At 54.5% G+C, this 25343-nt stretch carries 20 protein-coding genes; 16 read left to right on the top strand and 4 right to left on the bottom strand.

Going from position 1 to position 25343, the window contains the following annotated elements; translation table 11 throughout:
• Nucleotides 1-51 precede the first annotated feature (51 nt).
• The 3 genes from ACKC9G_RS01515 (at nt 52) to htpG (ending at nt 3242) form a co-directional block, all read left to right on the top strand.
• The gene (locus ACKC9G_RS01515; protein WP_411403165.1) at nt 52-498 is read left to right on the top strand and encodes a hypothetical protein; all 447 of its coding nucleotides are present in this window, start codon (nt 52-54) and stop codon (nt 496-498) included.
• A gap of 30 nt (nt 499-528) precedes the next feature.
• A complete protein-coding gene (locus tag ACKC9G_RS01510) occupies nt 529-1254 on the top strand; it encodes a DUF599 domain-containing protein (RefSeq protein WP_411403164.1) in 726 nt (241 codons plus the stop codon).
• 92 nt (nt 1255-1346) lie between these two features.
• Entirely contained in the window at nt 1347-3242 is a 1896-nt protein-coding gene (gene htpG, locus ACKC9G_RS01505; RefSeq protein ID WP_411403163.1) for a molecular chaperone HtpG, read from the top strand.
• Between the two features lie 75 nt (nt 3243-3317).
• Here the strand turns inward: htpG and ACKC9G_RS01500 are convergent, their stop codons facing one another.
• Nucleotides 3318-4205: a DMT family transporter gene (locus ACKC9G_RS01500; RefSeq protein ID WP_411403162.1), complete on the bottom strand. Its 888-nt coding sequence runs from the start codon at nt 4203-4205 to the stop codon at nt 3318-3320.
• Between the two features lie 94 nt (nt 4206-4299).
• Between ACKC9G_RS01500 and ACKC9G_RS01495 the strand changes: the two genes are divergently transcribed.
• Nucleotides 4300-5190 (top strand): LysR substrate-binding domain-containing protein, encoded by an 891-nt coding sequence (locus tag ACKC9G_RS01495; RefSeq protein ID WP_411403161.1) that lies wholly within the window; start codon nt 4300-4302, stop codon nt 5188-5190.
• Here ACKC9G_RS01495 and ACKC9G_RS01490 read toward each other — a convergent pair.
• Nucleotides 5187-5687 carry a methylated-DNA--[protein]-cysteine S-methyltransferase gene (locus ACKC9G_RS01490; protein WP_411403160.1) on the bottom strand — a complete coding sequence of 167 codons (501 nt, stop codon included), beginning with the start codon at nt 5685-5687 and terminating at the stop codon, nt 5187-5189. The two genes, ACKC9G_RS01495 and ACKC9G_RS01490, sit on opposite strands and share 4 nt — an antisense overlap.
• Nucleotides 5684-7186, bottom strand: a complete 1503-nt coding sequence (locus tag ACKC9G_RS01485) for an Ada metal-binding domain-containing protein (RefSeq protein ID WP_411403159.1) — start codon at nt 7184-7186, stop codon at nt 5684-5686. The genes ACKC9G_RS01490 and ACKC9G_RS01485 overlap by 4 nt, the downstream gene beginning before the upstream one ends.
• Nucleotides 7187-7861: 675 nt before the next feature.
• On the opposite strand from ACKC9G_RS01485, the gene ACKC9G_RS01480 reads away from it, so the two are divergent.
• The 7 genes from ACKC9G_RS01480 to recD all read left to right on the top strand — a co-directional run bounded on the left by ACKC9G_RS01480 (nt 7862) and on the right by recD (nt 20874).
• The gene (locus tag ACKC9G_RS01480; RefSeq protein WP_411403158.1) at nt 7862-8770 is read left to right on the top strand and encodes a hypothetical protein; all 909 of its coding nucleotides are present in this window, start codon (nt 7862-7864) and stop codon (nt 8768-8770) included.
• A 90-nt stretch (nt 8771-8860) separates the two neighbouring features.
• Nucleotides 8861-9568 carry a hypothetical protein gene (locus ACKC9G_RS01475; RefSeq protein WP_411403157.1) on the top strand — a complete coding sequence of 236 codons (708 nt, stop codon included), beginning with the start codon at nt 8861-8863 and terminating at the stop codon, nt 9566-9568.
• A 104-nt stretch (nt 9569-9672) separates the two neighbouring features.
• Nucleotides 9673-10815 (top strand): HNH endonuclease, encoded by a 1143-nt coding sequence (locus ACKC9G_RS01470; protein ID WP_411403156.1) that lies wholly within the window; start codon nt 9673-9675, stop codon nt 10813-10815.
• Nucleotides 10816-11105: 290 nt separating this feature from the next.
• The gene (locus ACKC9G_RS01465; protein ID WP_411403155.1) at nt 11106-11300 is read left to right on the top strand and encodes a hypothetical protein; all 195 of its coding nucleotides are present in this window, start codon (nt 11106-11108) and stop codon (nt 11298-11300) included.
• A 132-nt stretch (nt 11301-11432) separates the two neighbouring features.
• Nucleotides 11433-14927: an exodeoxyribonuclease V subunit gamma gene (gene recC / locus ACKC9G_RS01460; RefSeq protein ID WP_411403154.1), complete on the top strand. Its 3495-nt coding sequence runs from the start codon at nt 11433-11435 to the stop codon at nt 14925-14927.
• Complete coding sequence (gene recB / locus ACKC9G_RS01455) at nt 14924-18721, top strand: exodeoxyribonuclease V subunit beta (RefSeq protein ID WP_411403153.1); 3798 nt, start codon at nt 14924-14926, stop codon at nt 18719-18721. Before recC ends, recB begins: the two co-directional genes overlap by 4 nt.
• The gene (gene recD, locus ACKC9G_RS01450; protein WP_411403152.1) at nt 18718-20874 is read left to right on the top strand and encodes an exodeoxyribonuclease V subunit alpha; all 2157 of its coding nucleotides are present in this window, start codon (nt 18718-18720) and stop codon (nt 20872-20874) included. Before recB ends, recD begins: the two co-directional genes overlap by 4 nt.
• A gap of 63 nt (nt 20875-20937) precedes the next feature.
• Here recD and ACKC9G_RS01445 read toward each other — a convergent pair whose 3' ends face one another.
• Nucleotides 20938-21714, bottom strand: coding sequence for an HNH endonuclease (locus ACKC9G_RS01445; RefSeq protein ID WP_411403151.1), 777 nt, complete (start codon nt 21712-21714; stop codon nt 20938-20940).
• Nucleotides 21715-21892: 178 nt separating this feature from the next.
• On the opposite strand from ACKC9G_RS01445, the gene ACKC9G_RS01440 reads away from it, so the two are divergent.
• From ACKC9G_RS01440 to ACKC9G_RS01420, 5 genes are all read left to right on the top strand, one after another.
• Nucleotides 21893-22873: an SDR family oxidoreductase gene (locus tag ACKC9G_RS01440; RefSeq protein WP_411403150.1), complete on the top strand. Its 981-nt coding sequence runs from the start codon at nt 21893-21895 to the stop codon at nt 22871-22873.
• Nucleotides 22874-22884: 11 nt separating this feature from the next.
• The gene (locus tag ACKC9G_RS01435; protein WP_411403149.1) at nt 22885-23334 is read left to right on the top strand and encodes a putative quinol monooxygenase; all 450 of its coding nucleotides are present in this window, start codon (nt 22885-22887) and stop codon (nt 23332-23334) included.
• Complete coding sequence (locus ACKC9G_RS01430) at nt 23331-23876, top strand: Atu4866 domain-containing protein (RefSeq protein WP_411403148.1); 546 nt, start codon at nt 23331-23333, stop codon at nt 23874-23876. The genes ACKC9G_RS01435 and ACKC9G_RS01430 overlap by 4 nt, the downstream gene beginning before the upstream one ends.
• Nucleotides 23876-24787, top strand: coding sequence for an AraC family transcriptional regulator (locus tag ACKC9G_RS01425; RefSeq protein ID WP_411403147.1), 912 nt, complete (start codon nt 23876-23878; stop codon nt 24785-24787). Before ACKC9G_RS01430 ends, ACKC9G_RS01425 begins: the two co-directional genes overlap by 1 nt.
• 172 nt (nt 24788-24959) lie before the next feature.
• On the top strand, nt 24960-25268 hold the full coding sequence (locus ACKC9G_RS01420; protein ID WP_411403146.1) for a YciI family protein: 309 nt from the start codon (nt 24960-24962) through the stop codon (nt 25266-25268).
• Nucleotides 25269-25343 lie beyond the last annotated feature (75 nt).

Genomic DNA, 25343 nt, shown 5'->3' with positions numbered 1-25343 from the left:
TGTTTGATGGGGCTTTGATGGAGTTCTCTTCATTCGTTCAGGGAGTGAATAGTGGCATATCAGGTTGAGCAGTTGGTTGAAGGTGAATGGTCCTCCTTATGGATTACCGATGCGTCCTTTCTTCCCCGGACTTTCGCTAATGCAGAAGCTGCTCAGGAAGCGTTATTTCGGTACCGCAAACAGCGCCTGTTTGTCACTCCGCCTCTAGGGCACTTCCGTATTGTTTCTCGCAGTTATCATCACCTGATGCTGGATTTTCTGAGAGTGTATCAGCGGCTTCATCGTGAAGGGCTCTCCCAGCGACATCTCGCATCGCCATCCTTGCTGGATCATGGGAAAAATCAGCTTCGTTTACATCTGCTGCGGCTTCATCGTGAGCTGGGCAGGGCGATTCGCTTTGAGGATGTGCTGGCTTACTTTGATAAGCAGGCGGAGAAAGAAACGTTGGAGCTGAATGAGAGCTATGAGGCGGAATCTCCATCGAGTGATGTCGCCTGATCCTTTTTCTCATCTTAAGTTGTTGAGATCATGAATTACCTATCCCAACTGATGTTAGAGGTTAACTGGCAAAATCTGCTGGCTTTAGCCTGGTTCCTTTTGTGTTTCCGTGGGTACAGTTACTACGCCATCAAGAAGGCCAGAACAACGGCCAGTCTTGCCTCTGTCATGCATCTCTATCGTCTGGACTGGATGAAGCGGATGCTGGAGCGCGAAAATCGAATCTCTGACACCAGCGCTGTGGCTAACCTTGAGCGTTCGGTATCCTTCTTTGCTTCCTCCACGCTTCTGATCCTCGCCGGTATCATCACCCTGATGGGAACGTCCGAACGGACTCTAAGCATTCTTCGTGAGATTCCCTTTGTTTCAGCCTCAACGCAAACAGAGCTGGAAATGAAGCTTTTGGTGATGATCTGCCTGTTTGTCTATGCCTTTTTCAAGTTCACCTGGAGCCTGCGGCAGTACGGTTTTTGTACTGTTCTGATTGGTGGGGCACCTTTGCCCAAAGACCCGACAGTAAGTGAAAAAGAGCGTCAGATTCTCGCAGCCCGGGCAGCGAAGATTTGCAGTATGGCCGCTAATAACTGGAACTTCGGCCTTCGCTCCTACTATTTCGGCCTCTCGTTGTTGGGCTGGTTTATTGGTCCGTGGTTCCTGATTGGCTTCGCCACCATTGTTGTTTATGTACTCTACGAGCGCGAATTCCGCTCTTCCACCCTGCAGGAATTGATGACCAGCGACCCCAGTCGCATCTGATTGTTCCTTTTTCCCTTGAAACACCTCTGACCGGCCCCATCTTGGGTGACACTGATGTTTTTACTCTCGTGTCACTCTCGATGGAGCGATTCATGACTACTGATACTCAACCTCAAACACTGGGCTTTCAGACCGAAGTCAAACAGCTACTGCATTTGATGATTCATTCCTTGTACTCAAACAAGGAAATTTTCCTGCGTGAGCTGATCTCTAACGCCTCGGATGCCTGCGACAAGTTGCGTTTCGTGGCGCTGGAAAATGATGCTCTCTACGAAAATGACTCCCAGCTCAAGGTTCGTCTGAACTACGACGAAACCGCTGGCACTGTGACTATCAGTGACAACGGTATCGGCATGAACCGCGATGACGTGATTGCCAACCTTGGAACGATCGCCAAGTCCGGCACCGCCGATTTTCTTAAGAACCTGACCGGTGATCAGCGCAAAGACTCGCATCTGATTGGTCAGTTCGGTGTGGGCTTCTATTCTGCGTTTATCGTTGCGGACAAAGTCGACGTTTACACCCGTAAAGCCGGCACCTCAATGTCTGAAGGTGTGCACTGGTCTTCTCAGGGTGAAGGTGAATTCACTATCGCCGATATTGAGCGCGAAGGCCGTGGTACTGAAATCGTATTGCACCTGAAAGCAGAGGATAAGGAATTTGCCAATAGCTGGCGTCTGCGCACGTTGGTGACCAAGTACTCTGACCATATTTCTGTGCCGGTTGAAATGCCGAAGCAGGAGGAAGGTGAAGCAGAGGCCTCGGCAGAGTGGGAAGCCGTTAACAAGGCAACTGCCCTGTGGACGCGTAACCGCAATGAAGTGACGGATGAGGAATACACCGAGTTCTACAAGCATGTGGCTCATGACTACACCGATCCTCTGGCCTGGGCTCACAACAAGGTGGAAGGCAAGCTGGAGTACACCAGTCTGTTATATGTACCCAGTCAGGCTCCTTTCGATCTTTGGAACCGTGATGCACCCAAGGGCCTGAAGCTGTATGTGCAGCGTGTGTTCATCATGGACCAGGCGGATCAGTTCCTGCCACTGTACCTGCGTTTCATGAAAGGCGTGGTGGACTCCAATGATCTGTCCCTTAACGTTTCCCGTGAAATTCTGCAGAAAGATCCGGCGATTGACTCCATGCGTGCGGCGCTGACCAAGCGCTCTCTGGATACGCTGGCCAAGTTGGCGAATCAGGATGCAGACAAATACCAGCAATTCTGGGAAACCTTTGGTCAGGTACTGAAGGAAGGCCCGGCGGAAGATCACGGCAACCGTGAGAAAATTGCAGGCCTGCTGCGCTTCACCACGACCAAGTCTGACACTGAAAAACAGGACGTTTCTCTGGATGCCTATCTGGAACGTGCTGTCGAAGGCCAGGACAAGATCTATTACCTCACCGGTGAGCGTTACACCCAGGTGAAGAACAGCCCGCATCTGGAAGTCTTCCGCAAGAAAGGCATCGAAGTTCTCCTGCTGACTGACCGTATCGATGAATGGATGATGAGCTACCTGAGCGAGTATCAGGGTAAATCCTTTGTTGATGTGACTCGTGGCGATTTGGACCTGGGCTCACTGGAAGGTGAAGAAGACAAGGCCAAGCAGGAAGAAGCGGAAAAATCCCGTGAGGATCTGGTTAAGCGCATCAAGGATGTGCTGACCGAGCAGGTTGAGGATGTACGCGTTTCTCACCGTCTGACGGATTCCCCGGCGGTGCTGGTCATCGGCCAGAACGACATGGGTCTGCAGATGCGCAAGATCATGGAAGCAGCAGGGCAAAGCATGCCTGAAGCCAAACCGATCTTTGAGATCAACCCAGGTCATCCTCTGGTTGAAAAGCTGGATCTGGAAGCGGATGAAGACCGTTTCGCTGACCTAGCACACATTCTGCTGGATCAGGCAACGCTGGCCGCGGGTGAGTCGCTGGAAGATCCTTCCCAGTATGTCAGCCGTCTTAACAAGCTGCTGATGGAGCTGTCTCGCTAAGTTTGGGGACGCCGTAGCACTGAGAAAAACCCGCCTTTTGGCGGGTTTTTTGTTGGAATGCTTAGTCGTCGGTTGTCAGGTTTTTGCTTTGATGACTCGGGACTGGGTCAGATAGACGCCACCGAGAATGGCCATAACCGCCAATAGCTCTTTTACTCCCAGGGCTTCACCGGCAAAACTCCAGCCGACAATCAGGGCAATCACCGGCGCGATGTAAGTAACGGTTGAGGCCTTAATCGCACCCAGCTGACTGACGATGATGTAGTAGAGCAGGAAGGCGACGCCGGTTCCCATAATGCCAAGACCAATCACCACGCTGAAAAGCGCGATGTGATCATTCATAAGCAGTGTCATCCCGGCTTCAGGAGTGACGAAGCTCAACATCAGTAATGCCAGACCCATTTGATACGTCGCTAATGCCGATGCGGGCAATTTCAATGGCGCGATGAATCGACGGGCATAGGCAAATGACAACCCAAGGCTCGCTGAGCCCAGCAGCATCAGAACAATGCCGGTGGCATCCAGCCCTTGGTCATTCGACCACGGAGAAGCGATAACCAGTATGCCTGCAAAGGCGATGATGAGGCCCTGAACCATGCGCTTGGTGATTGGCTCATCACGGACCATCAGAAAGCTGGCCAGGCAGGCGAAAAGGGGAATCGAGCCACTCAACATGCCCGCAACTCCCGAAGGTAGCCGCGACGCTGCAGCAGCAAAAGCCACGTAATAGAGCGCTGTTGCGAGCAGGGCCATCACGATGAAATGGCCAAAATAGCGCACATGAGCCAGCTTCAGCTCCTTTCGATACAGCGCAAAAAGCAAAATCGGTACAAAGCCGAAAAGCACGCGCAGCTCCACAATCTGTGTGGCGCTGATGACTTCGCTGGCCCACTTCATAAAGAGAAAGTTGCAGCCCCAGACCAGGCTTAAAAAAGCAGCGGCGAGGTAGGCGGTATTAGCCATGAGATATTCCTCCTGAATTGCCCGCTCATTGTCAGAGGAGGTGGGCTCTGCTACAACTGACGTTATTTGCCTCATGTAAGAGAAAATCTATTTCATGAAAGCCTATCCACCGCTCAAGGCCATTGCGGTTTTCGATGCCGTCATGCGAAGCCACAGCTTTACCATCGCTGCTGAAGAACTGAACGTCACGCCCGGTGCGGTGGGGCAGCAAATGCGCAAGCTTGAAGAGTGGCTTGGCACCTCGCTGTTTATTCGTCAGGTGCGGCAAGTGATTCCCACGGCGGATGCGCGCATCTACTGGGCGCAGATCAAGCCTTCACTGGCGCGCCTGCATCAGGCCAGCTGGATGCTGCGCGACCAGCGTAATAATGGCGTGTGGCTGAGCCTGCCTCCGACCTTTGCGGCAAAATGGTTTGCGCCTCGCATGGCGAAATTTATTGCATCGAATATCGATATCGCACTGCATGTCAGCTCCTCCAGCGCGATGGTGGATTTTGCCCATAACGCCGTGGATATCGCGGTACGTTACTTCGGCGATAACGACCCTGAGCTGGACACCTACTGTCTGTTCAAGGAAAAGGTGATTCCGCTTTGCAGCCCTGACTATGCCGCAAAGCTGGGGGGCTTAACGCGCCAGCATCTTGCTAACGCGACCCTGCTTCACAATGCACAGCATGACCACTGGCAGCAGTGGTTTGATCGCTATCTGCCGGAGTCGGGCGCAGATACTGAGGCAATGACGACCTTCTATTTCGATAACAGTATCGTGGCGATTGAAGCGGCAAAAAATCATCAGGGCGTTGTACTGGCAAGCCGCTGGCAAGTGCCGGAAGAACTGGCAACCGGCGAGCTGGTGGCGCTGGATGAAGAAGTGCTGGATACCCAAAAGGGCTTTTATATCGTACATCCGAAAGGGCTGTATCTGCGCCCGGCAGTTGCCACCCTCAAAGAGTGGCTGCTATCGCAGATCAGCGAAGAGGCCTAAGGTTCCGCATGAAGGCCTTCATGCTTCAGTAGCCAGGCCTTGCGATCAAGCCCTCCCGCGTAGCCTGTCAGACTGCCATCGCTGCCGATGACCCGATGGCAGGGAACAATCAGGGTAAAGGGGTTGCGACCATTGGCATTGGCGACCGCGCGTACCGCCGAGGGTTGCTCCAGCATTTCCGCCAACTGGCGATAGTTGCGAGTCTGGTTGAAGGGAATGCGCTGCAGGGATGCCCAGACTTTCTGCTGAAACGCCGTTCCTCGCTTTGCCAGTGGCAGATCAAAGCTCTGCCGCTTGCCGGCGAAATATTCCTCCAGCTGTAACTTCGCCTGAATCAGCAAAGGATGATGGTTGGATTCCTGCCAGTCTGAACTGTCAGGGCGGTGCTTCTGGTCTTCAAACCAGACGCCATAAAGTGCCGGTGCCGGGTCGCCAGCCTGACTTTCTGAAGCCAGCAGCATGTTGCCCAAAGGCGTATACATCATCAGATAGTTCATGGCTCATTTCTCCAGATGTGCAATGTCGCGTAAGCCCGCCACGGGCGAAAAGCTTCCATGTGTTCCCGCAGGGCTTTAGGCGTTGTCAGGCCTGTACGCATTTTCAGCACATAGTCCCAGTCGGGCCAGGCATCCGGGTAGTGCAGGGCGCGCATCAGAATATAGTTGGCTGACCACGGGCCAATACCCGGCAAGGCAAGCAGGCGCTCACGGGTAAGCTCAGGGTTCGCCCCCGGATGAAGGCTGATATCACCGGCAGTCATGGCCTGCGCCAAGGCAAGCAATGCCTTGCTGCGCTGACGAATCACACCCAGCTCACCCAGACGGGATTGCTCAAAGTGCTGAAATTCTTCCTCGGTCGGGAAGTAATGGCGAAGCGCCGCCTGCTCATGGGCGGGGAGTGACGCTAAACCCGATTGCACCTCCGGTCCGAGGGCGGCCACCTTGCCGCAGAGCTTTGTCGCATTAGTGATGCTGATCTGTTGGCCCAGCACCGTTCTCACCGCCATTTCGAAGCCATTAAAAGCGCCCGGTAAGCGTGTGCCCGGATAATTCGCGGCAAGTGGGCCTAACTGCGTTTCGATAACGACAATCCGGGCTTCCAGATCAAAGAGGTGCTTAAGCTGTGCCAACAAGGCTGCCGCGGCAGGCAACAGCGACTCACTGATTTCGATGCGAAGCTGATGGCGCGATTCATTCGGCTCCGCCGCGATCCAGCCGCTTAACCACTGACCCTGATGCTGAACCCGTGCCGTTCGCACATAACGGTACGGCAAGTGGCTGTCCTCCACGCCTTGTACATATTCCACGCCCTCAATCCGGCGCTGCGCCAGAAAGGCAAACTGATGGGCCCAATCGTAAGGGGGTCGATAGCCCAGCGTGAAAAGCGCGCTACCAGCCGACGTGCTTTCACGGCTGGCCTTTTTGCGCAAGTCGCTCGGAGACAGCTGGTAATGCTGTTGCATGGCATCCTGCAGGCGACGAAGGCTGCCAAAACCTGCCTGTAAGGCAATGTCGGTAACGCTTTGTTGTGTGTCAGTGAGCAGGGTCTTGGCGAGTAAGAGACGGCGGCTGGTAATCAGGGTTTGCAGCGCCATGCCGGTGTGCTGCTGAACAATGCGGCGCAGGTGACGGTCTGTCATGCCTAACCGCTCCGCTAACTGGCTCACACCTAGGTCGGGCTCACTCTCCATCAGCCAGCTCAATTGCTGCCAGCTATGATGCGACCTGTCCATCCAGGCGCTACCCGGTGACTGTTCGGGTCGACACTTAAGGCACGGACGAAACCCTGCCGATTCCGCCTGCGCGGCATGGTGAAAATAGCGGCAGTTCTCAGCTTTGGGTTTCGGGGCAGGGCAGACTGACCGGCAGTAAATCCCCGTGGTCAGAACGCCGGTATAAAACAGGCCATCGAAGCGCGCATCACGACTAACCAAGGCCTGATAACACTCATCAGCAGTGGGTAGCGGGTTTAAGTGGGTGATCTCTGGATCTGACATCGTACATAGTCCTGAGGTGAGCCGTTCGAGCGGGTTTAAGCCACTGCTCGTCGTTCTAATGCAAAGCTGTGCCTCTATGGCGTTCCATACTAATGTGCCCAAGGGAAATAACACGCCATTTTCGGACATGTACTTTGAGAAGGGGAGCGTCGCACCAAGACCGCTTGTGGCTGTGCTGCCGCTGACGTCGATGAGATCCTGCCCGCAGCGCCGTTAAGATCAGCGTTTATGCGCCAAAAAGTGTTGCAATTAAATGCAAGCTAGGAGAGAAAGGTAAGACTCAGTAAAAGCAGGTTCTATCGGTGGCGGCTATGCAAACTATGCAGCAAGGCTTTATTAGCTTCGTTGAGGATAGGCGTTCAGCGAGTAAAGCGACCTTTCAGCAGAGCGCCTCGTTAATTGTACTGTGTCAGGTATTCCAGAAATACGCGCCGACTAGTTTTCACGGAAGAAAATAAAGGATGCTTTAAAAATTCTCCTTATTTCTCCGATGGTTACCCAGACTTAATGGGTGTATCTAAAGCGGCAAGCCGAGTTGGTTGAGCATTAAAGTATGAGATAAAGGTGGCTCATGAATAGGTGTGAATAATTCGCCGAGAAAGAAAAATCAATAAGAAGATAGATAAAATATAAAGTAGAAATATATATGAAAAACTATGATGAGAAAAAACTGACATGAATAAGTTAATGGCGGATAAGCTTTATGATATCGAACATTCATTGGGAATGTATGCTATTAGCTATTGCGCAATTCCGGCTGAGGCAATTTACGATAAGGAAAAGCTCAATCCTCTAATGAAGGTTATAGATAATTGCCATATTTATCTTATCGGCCTCACGCCAATAATTACCCTCGTTGATGCAAAACAAGAGAAAAATGTATTAACTCTAAGCTATAGAATTTGTGGGCAAGAATATAACCTCTATTTTGAACTACCCAGAGGCTACAACTTGAGATCAGATGGAGAGCAGCTTTACGTTGAAAATTCTAATGGTCAGCGATCTTGGCTAGATGACGACAATATTCAAACGCTGCTCTCAGACGAAACAAATAAAGTAAATTTTGAGGTTAAATACATTGGCCAAGCGTATGGAGTAGATGGCTCAAGAAATGCAATCGATCGGCTTCTAAGGCATGAAACGCTCCAAAAGATATCACTAAAAGGTATTCCTGCTGGCTACCGTTTGTCATTACTGTTGTTGGCAATACAACCTAATAACCAACTGATCACCATGATGAACCCCTTTGCTAAAAATAAAGAAGAAGGGGCTTCAAGAATAAAAGCTGGTCTTGAAAAGCTGTTTGATACTAATGAACAAGAACGAGTAACTTTATATGAAGCTTCTTTAATACGATATTTCTACCCAGAGTTTAATAAGGAATTTAAAGATAGTTTTCCGTCAACTAATTTGAAAGTCCTGCAAGACTGCTATGACAAAGACTTTAGCGGGGTTGTAGCTGAGATATGCTTTGATGAACTTCCATTTAAGTTGTTTTCTGAAAGCGTGGAGCCTAAAAGCTACCATATAGCAAAACACGATCTTCACAAAAGCGATGCTCGCCATATGTTCTTCGGCTTGTGATTTATCTAAATGAGCGAGCCAAGTTTCTAACAAAAAACTGTGCTCAAAATATACCGCAGAGTGCGGCGTGAGAGGTCAATCGAGAATCGCATGGATAGCCAGAAAGCAACCAAAGTCAGCTCCAACATTGAAGAGCTTCAAGCTCTAATGGCTGCGTATGCCACTGACGGCCGCAACTCTGGTCAGTCAGAGGCTTATAGAGAGCTTTATGCAGAAATAATTATTGATCTAGAAGAATCTAAGTACTCCAACCCCAATCCGCACAAAACCATCGAATCCTTCTACGCGCACTGCAAGCTGAAGAACATGAAAACCTACGCAAGTCGTAGGGAGTACATAGCGGAAATTTATTCTGACATTTTACTTGAGTTAAAACGTATTCGCCGCCATGCAGCGTCATCGAGAGGCTGGAAAAAGGCAAACGATGCGCTTCAAGATAATTTAAGTCCTATTCGTGCGCAGTGGTTAAAAGCTAAAAATTTTATCTATACCCCAATACCTGATTTTGAGAATTCGATTAAGGAGTCCATAAACTCGATTGAGTCGTGCCTTATGGTTCTTCTAGAAGTTCCAAATGGCACACTCGGGAAAATTATAAAAAATGCTGCGCTAGACCAAGATATCGAAAGACTAATAAGCCAAGCTTATGGTTTCGCCAGTAACAAAGACTTTGTTAGGCATGGTGGAACGGGAGATTCAGTCGTGCGCAAAGAGGAGGCTGAATTCTTCTTGGAGTTTTCGGCCGTCGCCATTGTGTACATTGTAGCGAAACTTAAAAAATCGAGTAATTGTCTCTAATAAGTGGCTCAAGCCGTTCACCTCGCTCACTCGGGATCGACAAAGTCAGCTCCTTAACCAAGCGTCTTAAGTCGTTCAGATACTTCATTCTATAGGGATGTAAAATGACCACTCCAATATGTGCTCTGTGTGAAAAAGAAATCAATGAAAGAAATGACACAAAAGAACATATTATTCCAAATGCAATTGGTGGCCGGAGAAAAGTGAAGGGGTTTATTTGTGTGGATTGTAACAATACATCTGGAAATGATTGGGAATCTGCATTGGCGAAGCAGTTAAATCCGTTGAACCTATTTTTTGGAATTAGCCGAGAGCGCGGAGAAGCACCCTCTCAATTATTTGAAACAACAGGTGGTGATAAATTTAAGCTCCATTTGAATGGAAGCATGGATATTGAGAAACCTTTGTATTCAGAAACTCCGCTGGAGTCTGGGTCAGGTATGCAAATTCAGATTACAGCTCGGTCTCCGTCTGAAGCGAAGAGAATGCTTCAGGGTGTAAAAAGAAAATATCCACAAGTTGACCTCAACGAACTGCTTGATAACGCACAATATGAGTCATCTTATTGCTCAGATATGTTGAAATTTAACTTATCATTTGGTGGTCATAAAGCAGGTCGTTCCATTGTGAAGTCAGCATTAGCACTAGCAGTATCCTCTGGAATTCCTACAGAAGTATGCGTTGAAGCAACAAACTATCTCAGAAAAGAAGAAGGTGGAGCCTGTTTCGGGTATTTCTATGAATTTGACTTAATAAAAAATCGACCAGAAGGAACTCCCTTACATTGTGTTTCAATCAAAGGGTGTAGCAAAACAAAACAGGTAATTGGATATGTGGAATATTTCGGTGTGCAACGTGTCGTTCTATGCTTATCAGATACCTATGAAGGTGAAAATATATCTAATACTTATGCCATTAACCCAATTACTGGTGAAGAATTGAACCTCGTTGTTAAGTTAGACCTTTCAAATAGGGATATTCGTCAGGCTTATGGCTACAAAAAAATCCCAGAAGGTTCCGTAGAGGCGATTTTTGACAAGGTAATATCAAAAGGAATGAAAGTTTCATTGGAAAAGGAAAAAGATCGAGTCCTAAATCAAGCAGTAAAGTATGCATTTGAAAATTGTGGTGCTAAAGAAGGAGAGATATTAATGCCGGAGCATATAAACAAGCTTGCAGAACTAGTGATGGAAAATTTGGAACCCTTTATGAGTCATCAGTTTTCTCTGTCTAGGAATAAAAAGTAATCTATAACAAGTCGCTGTACGCGAACAAATTACTCGCTATGCTCACCTATTTCCCAGTCTGCAAGGTCTCAATGCCTCCTTTGTATAGATAGCTGCCTCTATGATCTTTCAACATAAACATCCCATTCCGCCCATCACACCACCAGCGAAGGGCTGAGCAGAACCATCACGTTGCTCAGTCCTTCAGTACACGTAAAGGCGACAGCGTCGCCCAAGCCGGATACACTGCGGCTTCAGCTTATCAAGAAACTAATCAACACAATCCAACCACCACTAAAAACGAGGTCTTTATGGCTCGCAAAGGTGCGAAAGCACAGGTTCTGGCGCTGCCAGACAACGCCCAGCGTAACTGGGTGGCTAAACATGCTGGCGATTTCTGCCAGGCAAGAACCTTCGAGGATCGCAAAAAAGCCGACAAACGCGGCAAGCAGAAACACAAAGGCCAGCCCTGGCCTGATCAGTTCATCGTTACGCTGGCCGCTTAAGCCAACCCGACGGTGAAGCGATCAGGTCAGGTAACCTGATAAGCCTTACAGTTTTCTGCACTGCCAGCTCATACACGTAATAACCCTACGCAAGCACGCCATAACAGTCTTACGCACCAGATAAGGGCTTCGATGGATCAGAACGCGCTCACTCCCGGCCTTATGATTATTCACGCCAACCACAGCGAAGACCTTCGTGATGTGCTGGTGAACTGGGTGCAGCGCCATCCGCTGGCGCCGCTCGAAAAGGAGCTGGTGCTGGTACAAAGTAACGGTATCTCCCAGTGGCTGAAGCTTGCGCTGGCCGAACCTGTCCGCCGTGGCGGTGTTGGTATTGCCGCTTCTATGGATACCTTGCTGCCTTCGCGTTTTCTCTGGCAGGCCTACCGCGCCGTACTTGGTGAGGACACGGTGCCGCCGGAATCTCCCTTTGATAAACCCCTGCTGACCTGGCGTTTAATGCGCCTGCTGCCTGCATTAATCGGGCGGCCTGCCTTTGCGCCGCTGGCGCGCTTCCTTGAGGACGATGACGACGGGCGCAAATGCCATCAGCTATCGGCAAGGCTTGCGGACCTTTTTGACCAGTATCAGGTGTACCGCGCCGACTGGCTGGCCGACTGGGCTGCAGGGAGCGACAGTATCCTCACCAGCCGCCGTGGTGCAGTGCCGCTTGATGAGAATAACCGCTGGCAGAGTGAGCTGTGGCGGGTGCTGCTTGAGGATGTCGGCGAGCAAAGCCAGACCAGCCGTGCGGCGGTACATCAGCGTTTTATGCAGGCGGTGGAGGAGCAGGCTAACCAGCCGCGCCCCCGTGGATTACCACGGCGGTTGCTGGTGTTCGGGCTATCTTCCTTGCCGCAGCAGGGGCTTGAGGTGCTGGCAGCCATCGCCAAATGGACGCAGGTGCTGATGTGCGTGCACAACCCCTGCGAGCATTACTGGGGCAACATTATTGCGGATAAGGATTTGCTGCGGGCCGAGCGCCGTCGTCAGCAGTTAAAACCCGGTCAGGCGATGGAAATTCCCGATGATGCGCTGCACCTGCATGCCCATCCGCTGCTGGCGGCGTGGGGCAAGCAGGGCAGGGACTTTATCGGCCTGCTGGATGATCACGATCAGCTCGACAGTTACCAGCAGCACTTTTTGCAGCACCAGCAGCGCGTTGATCTGTTCCGCTCCATGGGCGAAGACCGTCTGCTTGGCCAGTTGCAGGATGATATTCGTGACCTTCGCCCGCGCAGTGAAAGCCGTGAGCGCTGGCCGGCGGTGCCGGTGGCGGATGAGTCCATCCGTTTTCATGTGGTGCACAGCGCCCAGCGTGAAGTGGAAGTGCTGCACGACCAGATTCTTAACGCCCTGAGTGAAGACCCGACCCTGCGCCCGCGCGACATTATTGTGATGGTGCCGGACATCAACGTGTATGCCCATCACGTGCAGGCGGTGTTTGGCCTGCATGATCGCCACGACTCGCACCACGTGCCTTTTAGCCTGTCAGACCGCAGCCAGCGTCAGCAGGACCCGGTCCTGAATGCCTTTGATCAGCTGCTGTCACTGGGGCTTTCGCGCATCAGCGTGAGCGATGTGATGGACATGCTGGAAGTCGCTGCGCTGCGGGCGCGCTTCGGGATTGAAGAGGCGGATATTCCGGTACTGCACCGTTGGATCAGTCAGGCCAACGTGCGCTGGGGCCTGCACGCCGAGCAGCGCGGTTCGCTGGCGCTACCGGAAATGCCGGAGCAAAACTCCTGGCTTTTTGGCGTGCGTCGCATGTTGCTCGGTTATGCCACCGGCAATAGCGGCGCGTGGCAGGGTATTGAGCCGTTGGATGAAGTGGGCGGCCTTGAGGCCCGTTTGCTTGGCCCGCTGGTGCAGCTACTGGCGATGCTGGAGCAAAGCTGGCGCTGGTTGGTGCAATCCCACAGCGTCAGCGACTGGTGTCAGGGGCTGCGCCAGCTGTTGAATGACTTTTTCCTGCCTGAGGATGCCCGCTCGGCGGTCACCCTTGAGCAGATCACCACGGTGCTTGACCGCTGGCAGGCCGCCAGTGAATTAAGCCGGTTTGCTGCGCCTTTCCCGGTGCCGGTGGTGCGTGAGCATCTGTTATCGGCGCTGGAGGAGTCCGGTCTGTCGCAGCCGTTTTTCGCAGGTTCCGTCACCTTTGCCACCCTGATGCCGATGCGCGCCATTCCTTTCCGGCGGATTTATCTGCTGGGCATGAACGATGGCGATTACCCGCGTAACCGCATCCCGATGGATTTTGACCTGATGGGGCAGGATTACCGTCCGGGTGATCGTTCCCGCCGTGAGGATGATCGCTACCTCTTTTTGGAAGCGCTGCTCTCCGCCCGCGAACACCTGCATATTTCCTGGATTGGCCGCAGCATTCACGACAACACCGAACGCCCGCCATCGGTACTGGTGGCGCAGCTTCGCGACCATCTTGAAGCCACATGGCAAACCGCCAGCGCAACGCCGCTGCTTGATCAGCTGACGCTGTGGCATCCGTTGCAGCCGTTTAGCAAAACCTACTTCACTGCCAACTCAGGCTTTTTCTCCTACGCCAGCCAATGGCGCAGCAGCCACGATGCCAAAACGCAGGATGACAACACCCAGCCATTACCCGCCTTTGCCTGGGAAGAGCCTTTAACGCTGCGACTGTTAAGTGACTTTCTGCGAGACCCGGCGAAGTCTTTCCTGCGCGGGCGCTTGGGTGTCAGCTTCGAGCGGGATGCGCTGGTGAGTGAAGATATCGAACCCTTCGCGCTGGACGGTCTGACCCGTTGGCAACTGCAGAATGAGTTAATCCAGTTGCAGCGCCTTGCCGTCGATAGCGGTGAAGCGCGAGAGCCCGCCCTGCAACTCGGGCTTGAACGTATTCAGCGCCGTGGCGAATTATCCGCCGGCCAGTTTGCAGCTTTGCAGGAAGAGGTGCTGAAAGAGCCGATGGAAACCCTGTTCGATGAATATCGGCAGGCCTGTGAGCGCTATCCGCACCTGATCAGTGATCTGCCAATTAATCAGCGTTTTACCCTGAGTAGTGGCGCTGCTTTCGAGCTGGAAGATTGGCTTGATCAGTGCCGCAGCAGCAGTGAGATCGGCGGTCAGCAGCAGACGGCGCGCATTATTCTTTCCAGCACCGGCATGCTCGATAAGCAGCAATACCGGCTGGATAAATTGCTGCCGTATTGGCTGGCCCACGTGGCAGGTTCGATGGTGTACCCGGGGTTGGAAACCCTCGTCATCAGTAAAAATGGCACGGTGCGCATGCCTGCCCTTGGCGCCGGTTTTAATGCCCTTGGTTATCTCAGTAGCGTGATTGAAGCCTGGCATCTGTCCCTGCATCGGCCTTTAGGCGCGATGGCTGAAAGCAGCTTTGCCTATATCAAAGCCGGAGGCGGCAATAGCAGTGCTGAAGGTGAGATGGACGAGGCAATCTATCGCAAGACGGAAGAGGCTTTCTTGCTGGCATGTGAGCGTAGCCCTTATGCAGCAAGGCTTTGGAGTGAGTTCTCACAGATGCTGGCAAGTGGTGACTGGTTCAGTGCGACAGAAAAACTCTACCGACCAATGATCGACAGCATTGGCCAGAAAGCGGCGAAAGCAGAGGCCACGGAGATACGCCCATGAGTATTACGCCGCTGGAGCCGTTAACTTTTCCGCTGTGGGGCACGCGCCTGATTGAGGCCAGCGCCGGTACGGGGAAAACCTTTACCATCGCCGCGCTCTATGTGCGTCTGGTGCTCGGGCATGGCGTGACCGCAGAAGCGGCTGAACATGCCAGCGCCTTTGCCCGACCCTTAACCCCGCCTGAAATTCTGGTGGTGACCTTTACCGATGCGGCGACCAAAGAGCTGCGTGACCGTATCCGCGCCCGTCTGACGGAGGCGGCCAGTGCTTTTCTCGATGAGCATCCCGAGCCTGATCCTTTTCTGATCAGCCTGCGCAATGAGTATCCCGTCGAACAGTGGGGCGGTTGCGCCCGTAAATTACAGCTGGCGGCGGAGTGGATGGATGAGGCGGCGGTGTCGACCATTCACGGCTGGTGTAACCGGATGCTCTCCGAGCACGCTTTTGATAGCGGCAGCCTCTTTACCCAGACGCTGGAAACGGACCTCACGGAGCTGTTCGATGAAGCCGTGCGGGATTACTGGCGCAGTTTCTATTACCCCTTATCCGCCGAGGCCAGCAGTGAGATTCACAAACGCTGGCCTGAGCCTGCGCTGCTCGGCAAACAGGTGAAGAACCTGCTGAGCTATCACAGCAGTACTGAGCAAAGCATTGATACGCCGCAAGCGGTGCTGGCCCGCGTGATGAGCGAGCGCCAGTCGGCACTGGCGGCACTTAAAGCGCCGTGGCAAAGCTGGACGGATGAGCTTTTTGCCTTGCTGGCTCAGGCTTGCGAGCAAAAGCTGGTCGACGGGCGCAAGTTGCGTGTCGCCACGTTCTCGAAATGGTTCGATAACCTGCGCGAATGGGTCAATGCGCCGGAAATGGTCAAACCCGACTTCACCGACTCTGCCTGGAACCGCCTGAGTTATTCGGGCCTTGCCGATGCCTGGAAAGACCCGTCCGCGCTGCCGGACCATCCTGCCATCCGCGCGATTAACGATCTTCAAGGCGCGCTTGCCGACTTGCCCGATGCCACCACGGACCTGCTGCGCCACGCGACGCAGTGGACGCGAGCGCGTTTTGATCAGGAAAAGCAGCGGCGTGCCCTTATGGGTTTTGATGACCTGCTGACGCAGCTGGATGCTGCGCTGGCCGGGCCGAATGGCGAGCGACTGGCGCAGCTGATTCGCCAGCAGTTTCCCGTAGCGATGATTGATGAGTTTCAGGATACCGATCCGGTGCAATACCGGCTGTTCGACCGGATTTATCAGGTCAGCGCCAATGCGCCGGAGCGCGGGCTGATTCTGATCGGCGACCCGAAACAGGCGATTTACGCCTTCCGTGGCGCGGATATTTTCACTTACCTGCAAGCGCGGCAGGACACTGTTGGCCGCCATTACACCCTCGGCACCAACTTTCGTTCCTCCACCGCGATGGTCGCGGCGGTCAATCAGGTGTTTGATCAGGCCGAGCACAACCCCCTTGGCGATGGTGCCTTTTTGTTCCGTCGGGACGATGCCAACCCGGTGCCGTTTACGCCTGTGGCGGCCAAAGGGCGTAAAGAAGTGCTGGAAATTGATGGCCTGCCTGCTGCAGCGTTGCAGCTCTGGTCATTACCTTATAACAGTGACAAAGCCCTGAGCCGTGCGGCTTACGTCACCACCTTTGCTAAACGCTGCGCCGTGGCAATTGCCGAGCTGTTGATGGCCGCAGAAGAAGGGCGGGCGCTGTTTCGCCAGCCGGACGGCGCGGCCGTTGCGGTTACGCCCGGCGATATCGCGGTGCTGGTCAATACCGGCAGCGAAGCCAGCAAACTACGCACCGCGCTGCGTGCTCACGATGTGAAGAGCGTGTACCTCTCCGATAAGGAGTCGGTGTTTGATACCAGCGAGGCGGCGGAAGTCGAGATCTGGCTGGCGGCGTGCGCCGAGCCTGAGAATGAGCGTTTTATTCGTGCGGCACTGGGCACGCCATCGCTGGGCTTGGCCTTTGCCGAGCTTGATCGCCTGAACCATGAGGAACGGGCCTGGGAAGCGCGGGTTGAGCAGTTCCGGCAGTTTCGTGATCAGTGGCGCCGACAGGGCGTGCTGCCCATGCTGCGCCATTTACTGCACAGCTTTGCGGTGCCGCAGCGTTTGCTGTCCCTTGAGCAGGAACGCAGCCTGACCAATATTCTGCATCTGGCCGAGCTGCTGCAGCAGCAAAGCAGCCTGCTGGAAGGTGAGCAGGGTTTGCTGCGCTATCTTGCTGAGCAACGTGAGGAGTCCTTTGCGGATTCCGATGCGCGCAAGTTGCGCCTTGAAAGCGATGAAGCGCTGGTGAAGGTTGTCACTGTGCACAAATCCAAAGGGCTTGAGTATCCGCTGGTCTTCCTGCCGTTCGCCTGTGCTTTTCGCCCGACTGACCCAAGGCAGCTGCCCCTGAGCTGGCATGATGAGCATGGCAAGGCGCAACTGGCGTTTTCCGCTGATGAGGCGGATATCGTGGCGGTCGATCAGGAACGGCTGGGGGAAGATCTTCGTAAGTTTTATGTGGCACTGACACGCGCCCGCCACGCCACCTGGATGTCGATGGCGCCCGTTGCAGACCTTGAACGCTCGGCCCCCGGCTATTTGCTCGCCGGTGGCGAAGTGCTCAATCAAAATAATCTCGATAACCTGCTGCAAGCACGCTGGGCAGATGGAGAGGGCGAGAACATTACCCTTGCGCCGGTGCCGGAGGAAAGCGGCAGGGCGTATCGCAGTTCGCAGGTGAGTGCAGCGCTCAATGAAGCGCGGGTGCCGGTGCAGCATCCGGGGCTTCGCTGGTGGATTACCAGTTATTCCGGCATTGATGTGGAATCCCATCATGAGGCGTTACCACTGACCTCCGCCGCCGAAGCCAACCTTGCCGAAGGCTATTTGCACCAGAACTTCGAGCAGCCGGAAGTTGTCGTCCCGGCGCCACAGGCAATGAGCTTGCATGCCTTTGAGCGCGGCGCGGAGCCAGGCACCTTCCTGCATGGTTTGCTCGAATGGGTGGCTGAAGCAGGCTTTACCGAGGTGCTACATCAGCAAGAAGCGCTGCGGGATATTATCGCCCGGCGTTGTCAGGTACGCGGCTGGGACAGCTGGATTGAGCCGCTGTTTCAGTGGCTAAAAAAACTGCTGCAAACGCCGTTACGCCTGCCTGATGCGGTGGCGGAAACCGGCGCTGTTGCCTCGACAACAAGTGCGCCTGCCACTCAAGGCCAGCTGGATTTATTCGGCATGACGGAAGAAGAGCCCATTCCTTCAGCGGCGACTTCCGAGGCCGTGAGCCTGTGTCTTAATGAGCTGACGGAGTATCAGATGGAGATGGAGTTCTGGTTCTCGCTGCATAGCGCGCAAACCACACAACTCGATGACATTCTGCACCGCTACCTGATGCCGGGGCAGTCGCGCCCAAGCCTGCGGCCACAAACCCTGAACGGCATGCTCAAGGGCTTTATTGACCTTACCTTCCTGCACGATGGGCGTTATTACGTGCTGGATTACAAGTCCAACTGGCTCGGGCCGGATGAGCGCGCCTATACCCGCGAGGCGATGGAAGAGGCGATGCTGTCGCACCGTTATGACTTGCAGTACGCCCTCTATATTTTTGCGCTGCATCGGCTGCTAAGCGCGCGCCAGCCCGACTATGACTACGATCAGCACATGGGCGGTGCAGTGTATTTATTCCTGCGTGGCACCGAGGCGCAGACGGCCGGCTGCTTCGTGGATATTCCACCTAAAGCGATGGTGGAGGCGATGGAGCAGTTGTTCGCGGATGAGGCAGAGGAGTTGTCGGCATGAGTTTGTTTATCCAACCTGACTATGCCCCGCCAAGTGCGCGCCTGCTCGCCATTCTCGATGCCTGGGTGGCCGCCGGCTGGCTGCGCGAGCTGGATGTGGCGCTGGTGCGTTTTCTTAGCGAGCAACACTCACCGGCGCCCGTTGTGCTGTTCGCCACGGTGATGGCGAGCCATCAGCTGGGGCGTGGCCATGTCTGCCTTGATCTTGAGGCGATGCTGACAGCACCGGACGACACCCTCGGTTTGCCGCCGGAAGGTCGGACGCTTTCGGATATTCTGCTGAAAGGCCACGAGCCTAAAATCGCGGCAGTCATCGACTGGAACGATGCGCATTCTGCGCAGGCGCTGCTCGATTTCCTCGGCGTGAATGCCGATAGCAAGGCGGCGTTATACAAGGCTTTGGAGACGTGCGAATGGATCAGCAGCCATGAGCAGGCGGCTGAAGACACCCAACCACTGGTGCTGACCGGCCAGCGCCTGTACCTGCGCCGTTACTGGCAGTATGAGCAAACGGTGCAGCAGCAGGTTGTCGCACGGCTGGCCGATAAACCGGCCCTTGAACCTTCGCAATTAACGCGTTTGCATCACCTGCTGGATCAGCTTTTCCCCGACACCGGCTGCGATACCGACTGGCAGAAAATGGCCTGCGCCATGGCGGCCGCGCGGCCTTTCACCTTGATCACCGGCGGCCCCGGCACCGGCAAAACCACAACGGTGGTGAAGCTTCTGGTGGCGCTGCAAGCTATGGCACTGGAAAGCGATGGTCGGGCACTACGCATTCGTCTGGCGGCACCGACCGGGAAGGCCGCGGCGAGGCTGACGGAATCCATCAGCGGTGCGCTCACCCGTTTGAATGCCAGCTCACTGCCAGATGGCGTGCTGGATTCGCTCACCAGCGAGGCATCGACCTTGCACCGCCTGCTCGGTAGTCGTCCGGACAGCCGACACTTTATTCACCATGTAGGCCGCCGTTTGGGGCTGGATTTGCTGGTGGTGGATGAAGCCTCGATGGTTGATCTGGAGATGATGGCCGCGCTGTTAGCCGCCATGCCCGATCACGGTCGGCTGATTTTACTGGGCGATAAAGATCAGTTGGCATCGGTGGAAGCAGGCGCGGTGCTGGGTGAACTGTGCCGCTATGCCGAGCAGGGCCGCTACACGCCAGAAACAGCGCAATTACTGGAACAGCTGACCGGCCAGGCCATTCCTACTGAATACCAGAGCGCCGAAGGCGATGTGCTGGATCAGTCCGTGGTAATGCTGCGCCAGAGCCATCGTTTTCATGCTGACAGCGGTATCGGCCAGCTGGCCAAAGCGGTCAACCAGAGCGATACCCGCACCGCCGCGCGTTTATGGTCGAAAGGCTTTACCGACTTGAGCCGCTGGCCCGTCAGCGCTGAGGAGGACTCCGCCTTTGCCGCACTGGTGATTGATGGCGCGCCGCAAGGTTTCCCCGCACAAGAGCAGCAGCCCGTTGGCTATCGCTATTATTTGCAGCAGTTAAAAGCGCTGCGGCCCGCAGATTCCGCCACGCAGGCGGAGGTGGATCACTGGGCGCAACAGGTGCTGGCTGCCCACGGCAGTTTTCAGGTGCTGAGTACGGTGCGGCAGGGTAACTGGGGCGTTGAGGGGCTGAATCTTCGTATTGCCAAAGTCCTGCAGCGGCGCGGGCTGATCAGCGGCGCTATCAACGGTACACTCAGTGGCGCCAATGGTAAGACAAGCTGGTATGAAGGCCGTCCGGTAATGGTGGTGCGTAATGACTACAGCCTTGGCCTGATGAACGGCGACATCGGCATCACCTTTAGCGTGCCGGATGGGCAGGGCGGTTTTAGCCTGAAAGTAGCTTTTCCGGATACGAGCGCGAAAAGCGGCACGGGCGAGCATGCCATTCGCTGGGTGCTGCCCAGCCGACTGAATCAGGTGGATACGGTGTTCGCCATGACGGTGCACAAATCCCAGGGCTCGGAATTCAGCCATACCGCGCTGGTGCTGCCTGATCATCTCTCACAGGGCCTCACCCGTGAACTGATTTACACCGGCATCACCCGCGCAAAACGCTGGTTTACCCTCGCGCCGTCCGGCGGTGACTGGGTCTTTACCGAAGCGATTAAACGCCGGGTATTAAGGGCGAGCGGGCTGAGAAGCGCTTAGCTTCCAGCTCCTAGCTCCTAGCTCTTAGCTCTTCGCTCCTTACTCTTAACTGTGTTGAAGATCTCAGGCGCGGTTATCCATAAAGATATGTTCGCGGTGATAGGCGATAAAAGCCGGGTCTGGCTGAAATTTGTCGGGTAACTGAATCGGTTGGCCGGCAAATACTAGCAGGCTGGTCGACATAAAGCGGTTGTCGGAGGCTTTAAGTCGCTCAGATACCTGCACTTTGAATTCGTTATCCAGACAAATCATGCCCTGATCAAAGGCCCGATCATGCAGCGCCGAAAGGCATAAGCCATTACTGGGATTTTTACGGTGCTGAGCTTCTGCACTCCAGGGCACGATATGGCTGGCAATTAACAGCTCAGGTGCATCCAGACCGCTAATACAACAGCGGTGCTCATAAGCACTGAGTACTGCATGTCGAAAGGCGGTTTGTCCCACACGTGCTTTTGCCGTAATGAGGCGGTCAACGCCCAGATAATCGGCAGCCTGCTTTTCTCTCACGTCGTTGGTATCAGCAGGAATTCCGCTGAGCGCCGCTTTGGCCTGCTCAATAGCGACGGCAAAACCGTCCCAATCCTGAGTCATTTCCTCCCACATGGCTTTATCACTGCGCGAGGCGCCTGCAAGCCCTGCACGACCAGTGGCAATAAACTGGGGATCAACGCTGGCGATATTGGCAAGCTTCATGGCAAGTGCAGAGGGGGTTCGGCCAAGACGGGTTGCCCACTCAATAATCTGCGGATTACGTGAATGAAAGCGCCCGAAGGGGAGTTGGCAGTACAGATCAAAGGCGATCAGTAGTTGTTGCCTGGTCCATGGATGTGCGCCTGCCATGGGATCTCCCTGCTGAGTCTGCGGCGTGCCGGAACGTTTTTATCCTTGATGAAGGGCTAATGTGGCCCATGCTGGAATATTGGGCAAGAACCCCGGATCATCCGTCTAACGCCTAAAGGCTGTCATTTGCGATCCTAACGGTATGCGATACCCCTCATACCTCTTCGGGAGAGCGTCAATGATCAGCGACTTGAATCCCACCACGCTGCCGATCCGGCAGAAGTCCAACCCCCTGCAGTCACGAGTGTGGCTGATTACCGGTGCCAATCGCGGTATCGGCCACAGCATTGCCCGCGAAGCCCTGCGTGAAGGTCAGCATGTTGTGGCGACGGCGCGCAATCTTAAAAAGCTCAAAGCCGCTTTTGCTGATGTTACGGCCGCCGAGAAAGCGAATCTTAGCCTGCAGGCCATGGATATTTCCCGCAGTGAAAGCATTCAGGCCGCCGTCTGTCATGTGCGCGAGCAATTCGGTCGGGTGGATGTGCTGGTCAATAACGCCGGTTACGGTCAGCTGGGCTATTTCGAGGACATTCATCCGGTGCGTGCCCGTCAGCAGTTCGATACCAACGTGTTTGGCGTCATGGATGTGACCCGACAGGTGCTGCCACTGATGCGGGAACAACGTTCCGGCCAGATTTATAACCTCTCGTCGGTGTGTGGCGTGGTCGGCTTTGCCGGTGCGAGCCTGTATGCCGCCAGTAAGTTTGCCATTGAAGGGTTCTCGGAAAGCCTGGCGCAGGAAGTCAGTGAGTTTGGTATCAGCGTTACGCTGGTGGAAGCTGGCTACATGCGTACGGATTTTCTCGACAAGGCATCGGTGCGTTATGAAGACAGCGCCATTGAGGATTATCAGCAGCCCGGAAAAACGTTGCGGGAGTCCAATGATGCGATGAACCACCGCCAGCAGGGCGATCCTGCCCGACTCGCCAGTGCCTTGCTGGCACTAAGCCGTGAAGCCGTGCAACCGAAGCGCTTTATCGCGGGCTCGGATGCTTATGGCTACATCAAGGATGCTCTCAAGGAACGACAGACCGAGATGAACAGCTGGAAAATGCTGAGCCTTTCCACCGATTTTGTCGAAGACGCCGACGATGGCGCCGCCCTACAACAGCAGGATGATGACGGGGTTTATCACCGCGGCATCGTCGCCATGGCTTGAGGATCAGGACTATGCTCCCCACATCATCACTCGATACCGAACAGGGTATTACCGTACTGGCGTTTATCCGTGCCCGTGAAGGTCGTAACCAGGCCCTTGGCGAAGCGCTGCAGTCCTTGATTGCCGCGAGCCGTCAGGAAGCCGGTTGCCACAGTTTTGAGGTGCATCAATCGCTGGATGACCCCAGCCTCTGGTTTAGCTATGAGCATTGGCAGGATATCGCCAGTCAGCAGGCACATTTTCGTACCTCACACATGAAGGACTTTATCGCGCTGCAAAATGAGCTGGTGGATGGCGTCTATGATCTTTTTCACTACCAGAGGCTGGCGGCGGCTGCCGTGAATGAGAGCGCCATTCCGAATGCAGAACCCGAGACTTCAGAGCGAAATGACGCAGGCAGAAACTTTCCCCTGTGGCCTGCCTCTTCGGAATGGCGTGTGGCCAGTGGGTGGGGCGGATGAGTGGCGAGGATTCGGAAAAGGTATCCGGCGCAGAACACCGCGCGATGCTGAAACGGCGCAAAATTCCGGCGTATTGCTGGCTGGTGTGCCGGGGTCATGAACCCCGCACCCAGCGCCGCCGGTTTCGTTTAGGGCAGTTGGGTTACTGGCGTCTGGCGCGCCGCCGGCTTTGGCATGGACTGAAGCGGCTGATTCGCCCTCTGGCCAGTTTACGCCAAAGCCTGTGGCAGTCACTGGCGCAGCGCGCCGGTCTGCAAGCGGCAAAAGGCTACTGGGGCCGCTGGATCAGTGCTGATGGTTTTATCTGCCAGTCGCTGCTGCCGGATGGTCGCTATCTGGAACACCGTGGCCGGCACCAGTTGGCGTATCAGGGGCGATACCGGATCTACCGCAACAAAATCGACTATTGCGATGATGCAGGATACGCCACCCAGGGCTATTTTATTGACGGCGTGCTCCATCACGCCGGCATGATTCTTTATCCCGAATCGACATCGGCCCCAAGCGCAGCTTGCCGGGCCAACTACAGGAAATCTGTCTGATGGATACAGCGATTCGAAATCGCGAACTGCTTGATCTGGTTAACCGTCATTGTTCGCAGGATGGCGTTTTCAAAACCGCGTTTGAGCGCCTGACACTGGTCAGAAGCACCACGCCCAACATGGTTCATCATGGGGTGCATGAAGCCTCGGTCTGCATGATTCTGCAGGGGGCAAAAAAGGCGATGGTCGGTCAGGAGGTCTATCACTACGATGCTTCCAAATACCTGATCGTCTCGGTGGATATGCCGGCATCCGGCTGTGTGACCGAGGCCAGTATCGAGAAGCCTTATCTGGGCCTTAAGCTGACACTGGACCAGCAAAGCCTGAGCTCCATGCTGCTGGAGCTGAACATCCAGCCTCCGGCCATGCGCGGCACGACCTCGGGGGTGGTGGTGAATGAAATTAATCAGCGCCTGCTGGATGCGACTTTGCGTCTGGTCTCTCTGCTTGATGGGCAACCGGAAGACCTGAACTATCTGGCACCGCTGGCGGAGCGGGAAATGCTTTACTGGCTGGCGCAGGGGCAGTCTGCCGCGATGCTGATGCAGATCGCCCAGCAGGACAGCCGTCTTCGCCGTATTTCCAGCGCCATCGCTCATCTGCGCGAAGGGTTTCGCAAGCCCTTTGATATTGAAGAGCTGCTCAATCTCACCAGCATGAGTTCCGCGGCGTTTTTCCAGCACTTCAAGGCCGTCACCAATATGACGCCACTGCAGTTTCAGAAGCAGCTTCGCCTGCAGGAAGCGCGGAGCCTGATGTTCTCCCGCCAGTGTGATATCGCTCAGGCCGGGCATCAGGTGGGCTATGAGAGCCCGTCGCAGTTCAGCCGTGAATACGCACGGATGTTCGGCTTGCCGCCAAGTAAGGACATCGAGCACTGGCGTGCTCAGGGGATGGCGCTGGAGAGCTAGAAGCACGCTGGGCCATAAATTTAGTCATGGTTGGTGCAGTCTTTTTTCTTGCTCATTCTTTGAACTGACCCCAGAAGTTTTGCAGGTGCACAATCGCAGAGGCATCGCTTGAGGTCTGTAAAGGGAAGGAATGGCAAGGGAGAAGCATCAGCATCCACAGAGGAGCCGATCCGTGAAACATTTCCTGCTAGTTTACGATTATGTCTTTGATTACCCGGAAAAGCGTGAGCGCTACCGTGCCGAGCATCTGGCCTACTGCAATCTGGCCGTGAATGATGGTTTGCTGGTGCTGGGTGGTGCCACCATGGAAGGCAACCCGCAGGGGGTGCTGGTGTTTAAGGCCCATGACCGCAGAGCTGTTGAGGAATTTGTCTCCGGTGATGTTTATGTGACCAGTGGTATCGTGAAAGCCTGGCACATCAAAGAGTGGATCACCGTGGTGGGGGATGAAGCGCTGAATCCCGTACGGCTGGCGAGCTAGGTTTAATGAGAGAAGGGTAAAAGGGTAAAAGGAGAAGGGGCTCAATGGCCCCTTTTTTGTGCCTCAAAAAAACCT

The sequence above is a fragment of the Pokkaliibacter sp. CJK22405 genome, assembly GCF_046614695.1.
In the GTDB taxonomy this organism is placed as follows: domain Bacteria; phylum Pseudomonadota; class Gammaproteobacteria; order Pseudomonadales; family Balneatricaceae; genus Pokkaliibacter.
This window is presented reverse-complemented; position numbering and strand designations above follow the sequence as displayed.

What these genes read in the sequence shown, in the direction of transcription:
- ACKC9G_RS01475 (WP_411403157.1), top strand. Translation starts at nt 8,861, where the DNA reads ATGGATAGCCAGAAAGCAACCAAAGTCAGCTCCAACATTGAAGAGCTT.
- ACKC9G_RS01510 (WP_411403164.1), top strand. Translation starts at nt 529, where the DNA reads ATGAATTACCTATCCCAACTGATGTTAGAGGTTAACTGGCAAAATCTG.
- ACKC9G_RS01440 (WP_411403150.1), top strand. Translation starts at nt 21,893, where the DNA reads ATGATCAGCGACTTGAATCCCACCACGCTGCCGATCCGGCAGAAGTCC.
- ACKC9G_RS01445 (WP_411403151.1), bottom strand. Translation starts at nt 21,714, where the DNA reads ATGGCAGGCGCACATCCATGGACCAGGCAACAACTACTGATCGCCTTT.
- ACKC9G_RS01425 (WP_411403147.1), top strand. Translation starts at nt 23,876, where the DNA reads ATGGATACAGCGATTCGAAATCGCGAACTGCTTGATCTGGTTAACCGT.
- ACKC9G_RS01465 (WP_411403155.1), top strand. Translation starts at nt 11,106, where the DNA reads ATGGCTCGCAAAGGTGCGAAAGCACAGGTTCTGGCGCTGCCAGACAAC.
- recB (WP_411403153.1), top strand. Translation starts at nt 14,924, where the DNA reads ATGAGTATTACGCCGCTGGAGCCGTTAACTTTTCCGCTGTGGGGCACG.
- ACKC9G_RS01430 (WP_411403148.1), top strand. Translation starts at nt 23,331, where the DNA reads ATGAGTGGCGAGGATTCGGAAAAGGTATCCGGCGCAGAACACCGCGCG.
- ACKC9G_RS01470 (WP_411403156.1), top strand. Translation starts at nt 9,673, where the DNA reads ATGACCACTCCAATATGTGCTCTGTGTGAAAAAGAAATCAATGAAAGA.
- ACKC9G_RS01490 (WP_411403160.1), bottom strand. Translation starts at nt 5,687, where the DNA reads ATGAACTATCTGATGATGTATACGCCTTTGGGCAACATGCTGCTGGCT.
- recD (WP_411403152.1), top strand. Translation starts at nt 18,718, where the DNA reads ATGAGTTTGTTTATCCAACCTGACTATGCCCCGCCAAGTGCGCGCCTG.
- recC (WP_411403154.1), top strand. Translation starts at nt 11,433, where the DNA reads ATGGATCAGAACGCGCTCACTCCCGGCCTTATGATTATTCACGCCAAC.
- ACKC9G_RS01500 (WP_411403162.1), bottom strand. Translation starts at nt 4,205, where the DNA reads ATGGCTAATACCGCCTACCTCGCCGCTGCTTTTTTAAGCCTGGTCTGG.
- ACKC9G_RS01480 (WP_411403158.1), top strand. Translation starts at nt 7,862, where the DNA reads ATGAATAAGTTAATGGCGGATAAGCTTTATGATATCGAACATTCATTG.
- ACKC9G_RS01495 (WP_411403161.1), top strand. Translation starts at nt 4,300, where the DNA reads ATGAAAGCCTATCCACCGCTCAAGGCCATTGCGGTTTTCGATGCCGTC.
- htpG (WP_411403163.1), top strand. Translation starts at nt 1,347, where the DNA reads ATGACTACTGATACTCAACCTCAAACACTGGGCTTTCAGACCGAAGTC.
- ACKC9G_RS01485 (WP_411403159.1), bottom strand. Translation starts at nt 7,186, where the DNA reads ATGTCAGATCCAGAGATCACCCACTTAAACCCGCTACCCACTGCTGAT.
- ACKC9G_RS01435 (WP_411403149.1), top strand. Translation starts at nt 22,885, where the DNA reads ATGCTCCCCACATCATCACTCGATACCGAACAGGGTATTACCGTACTG.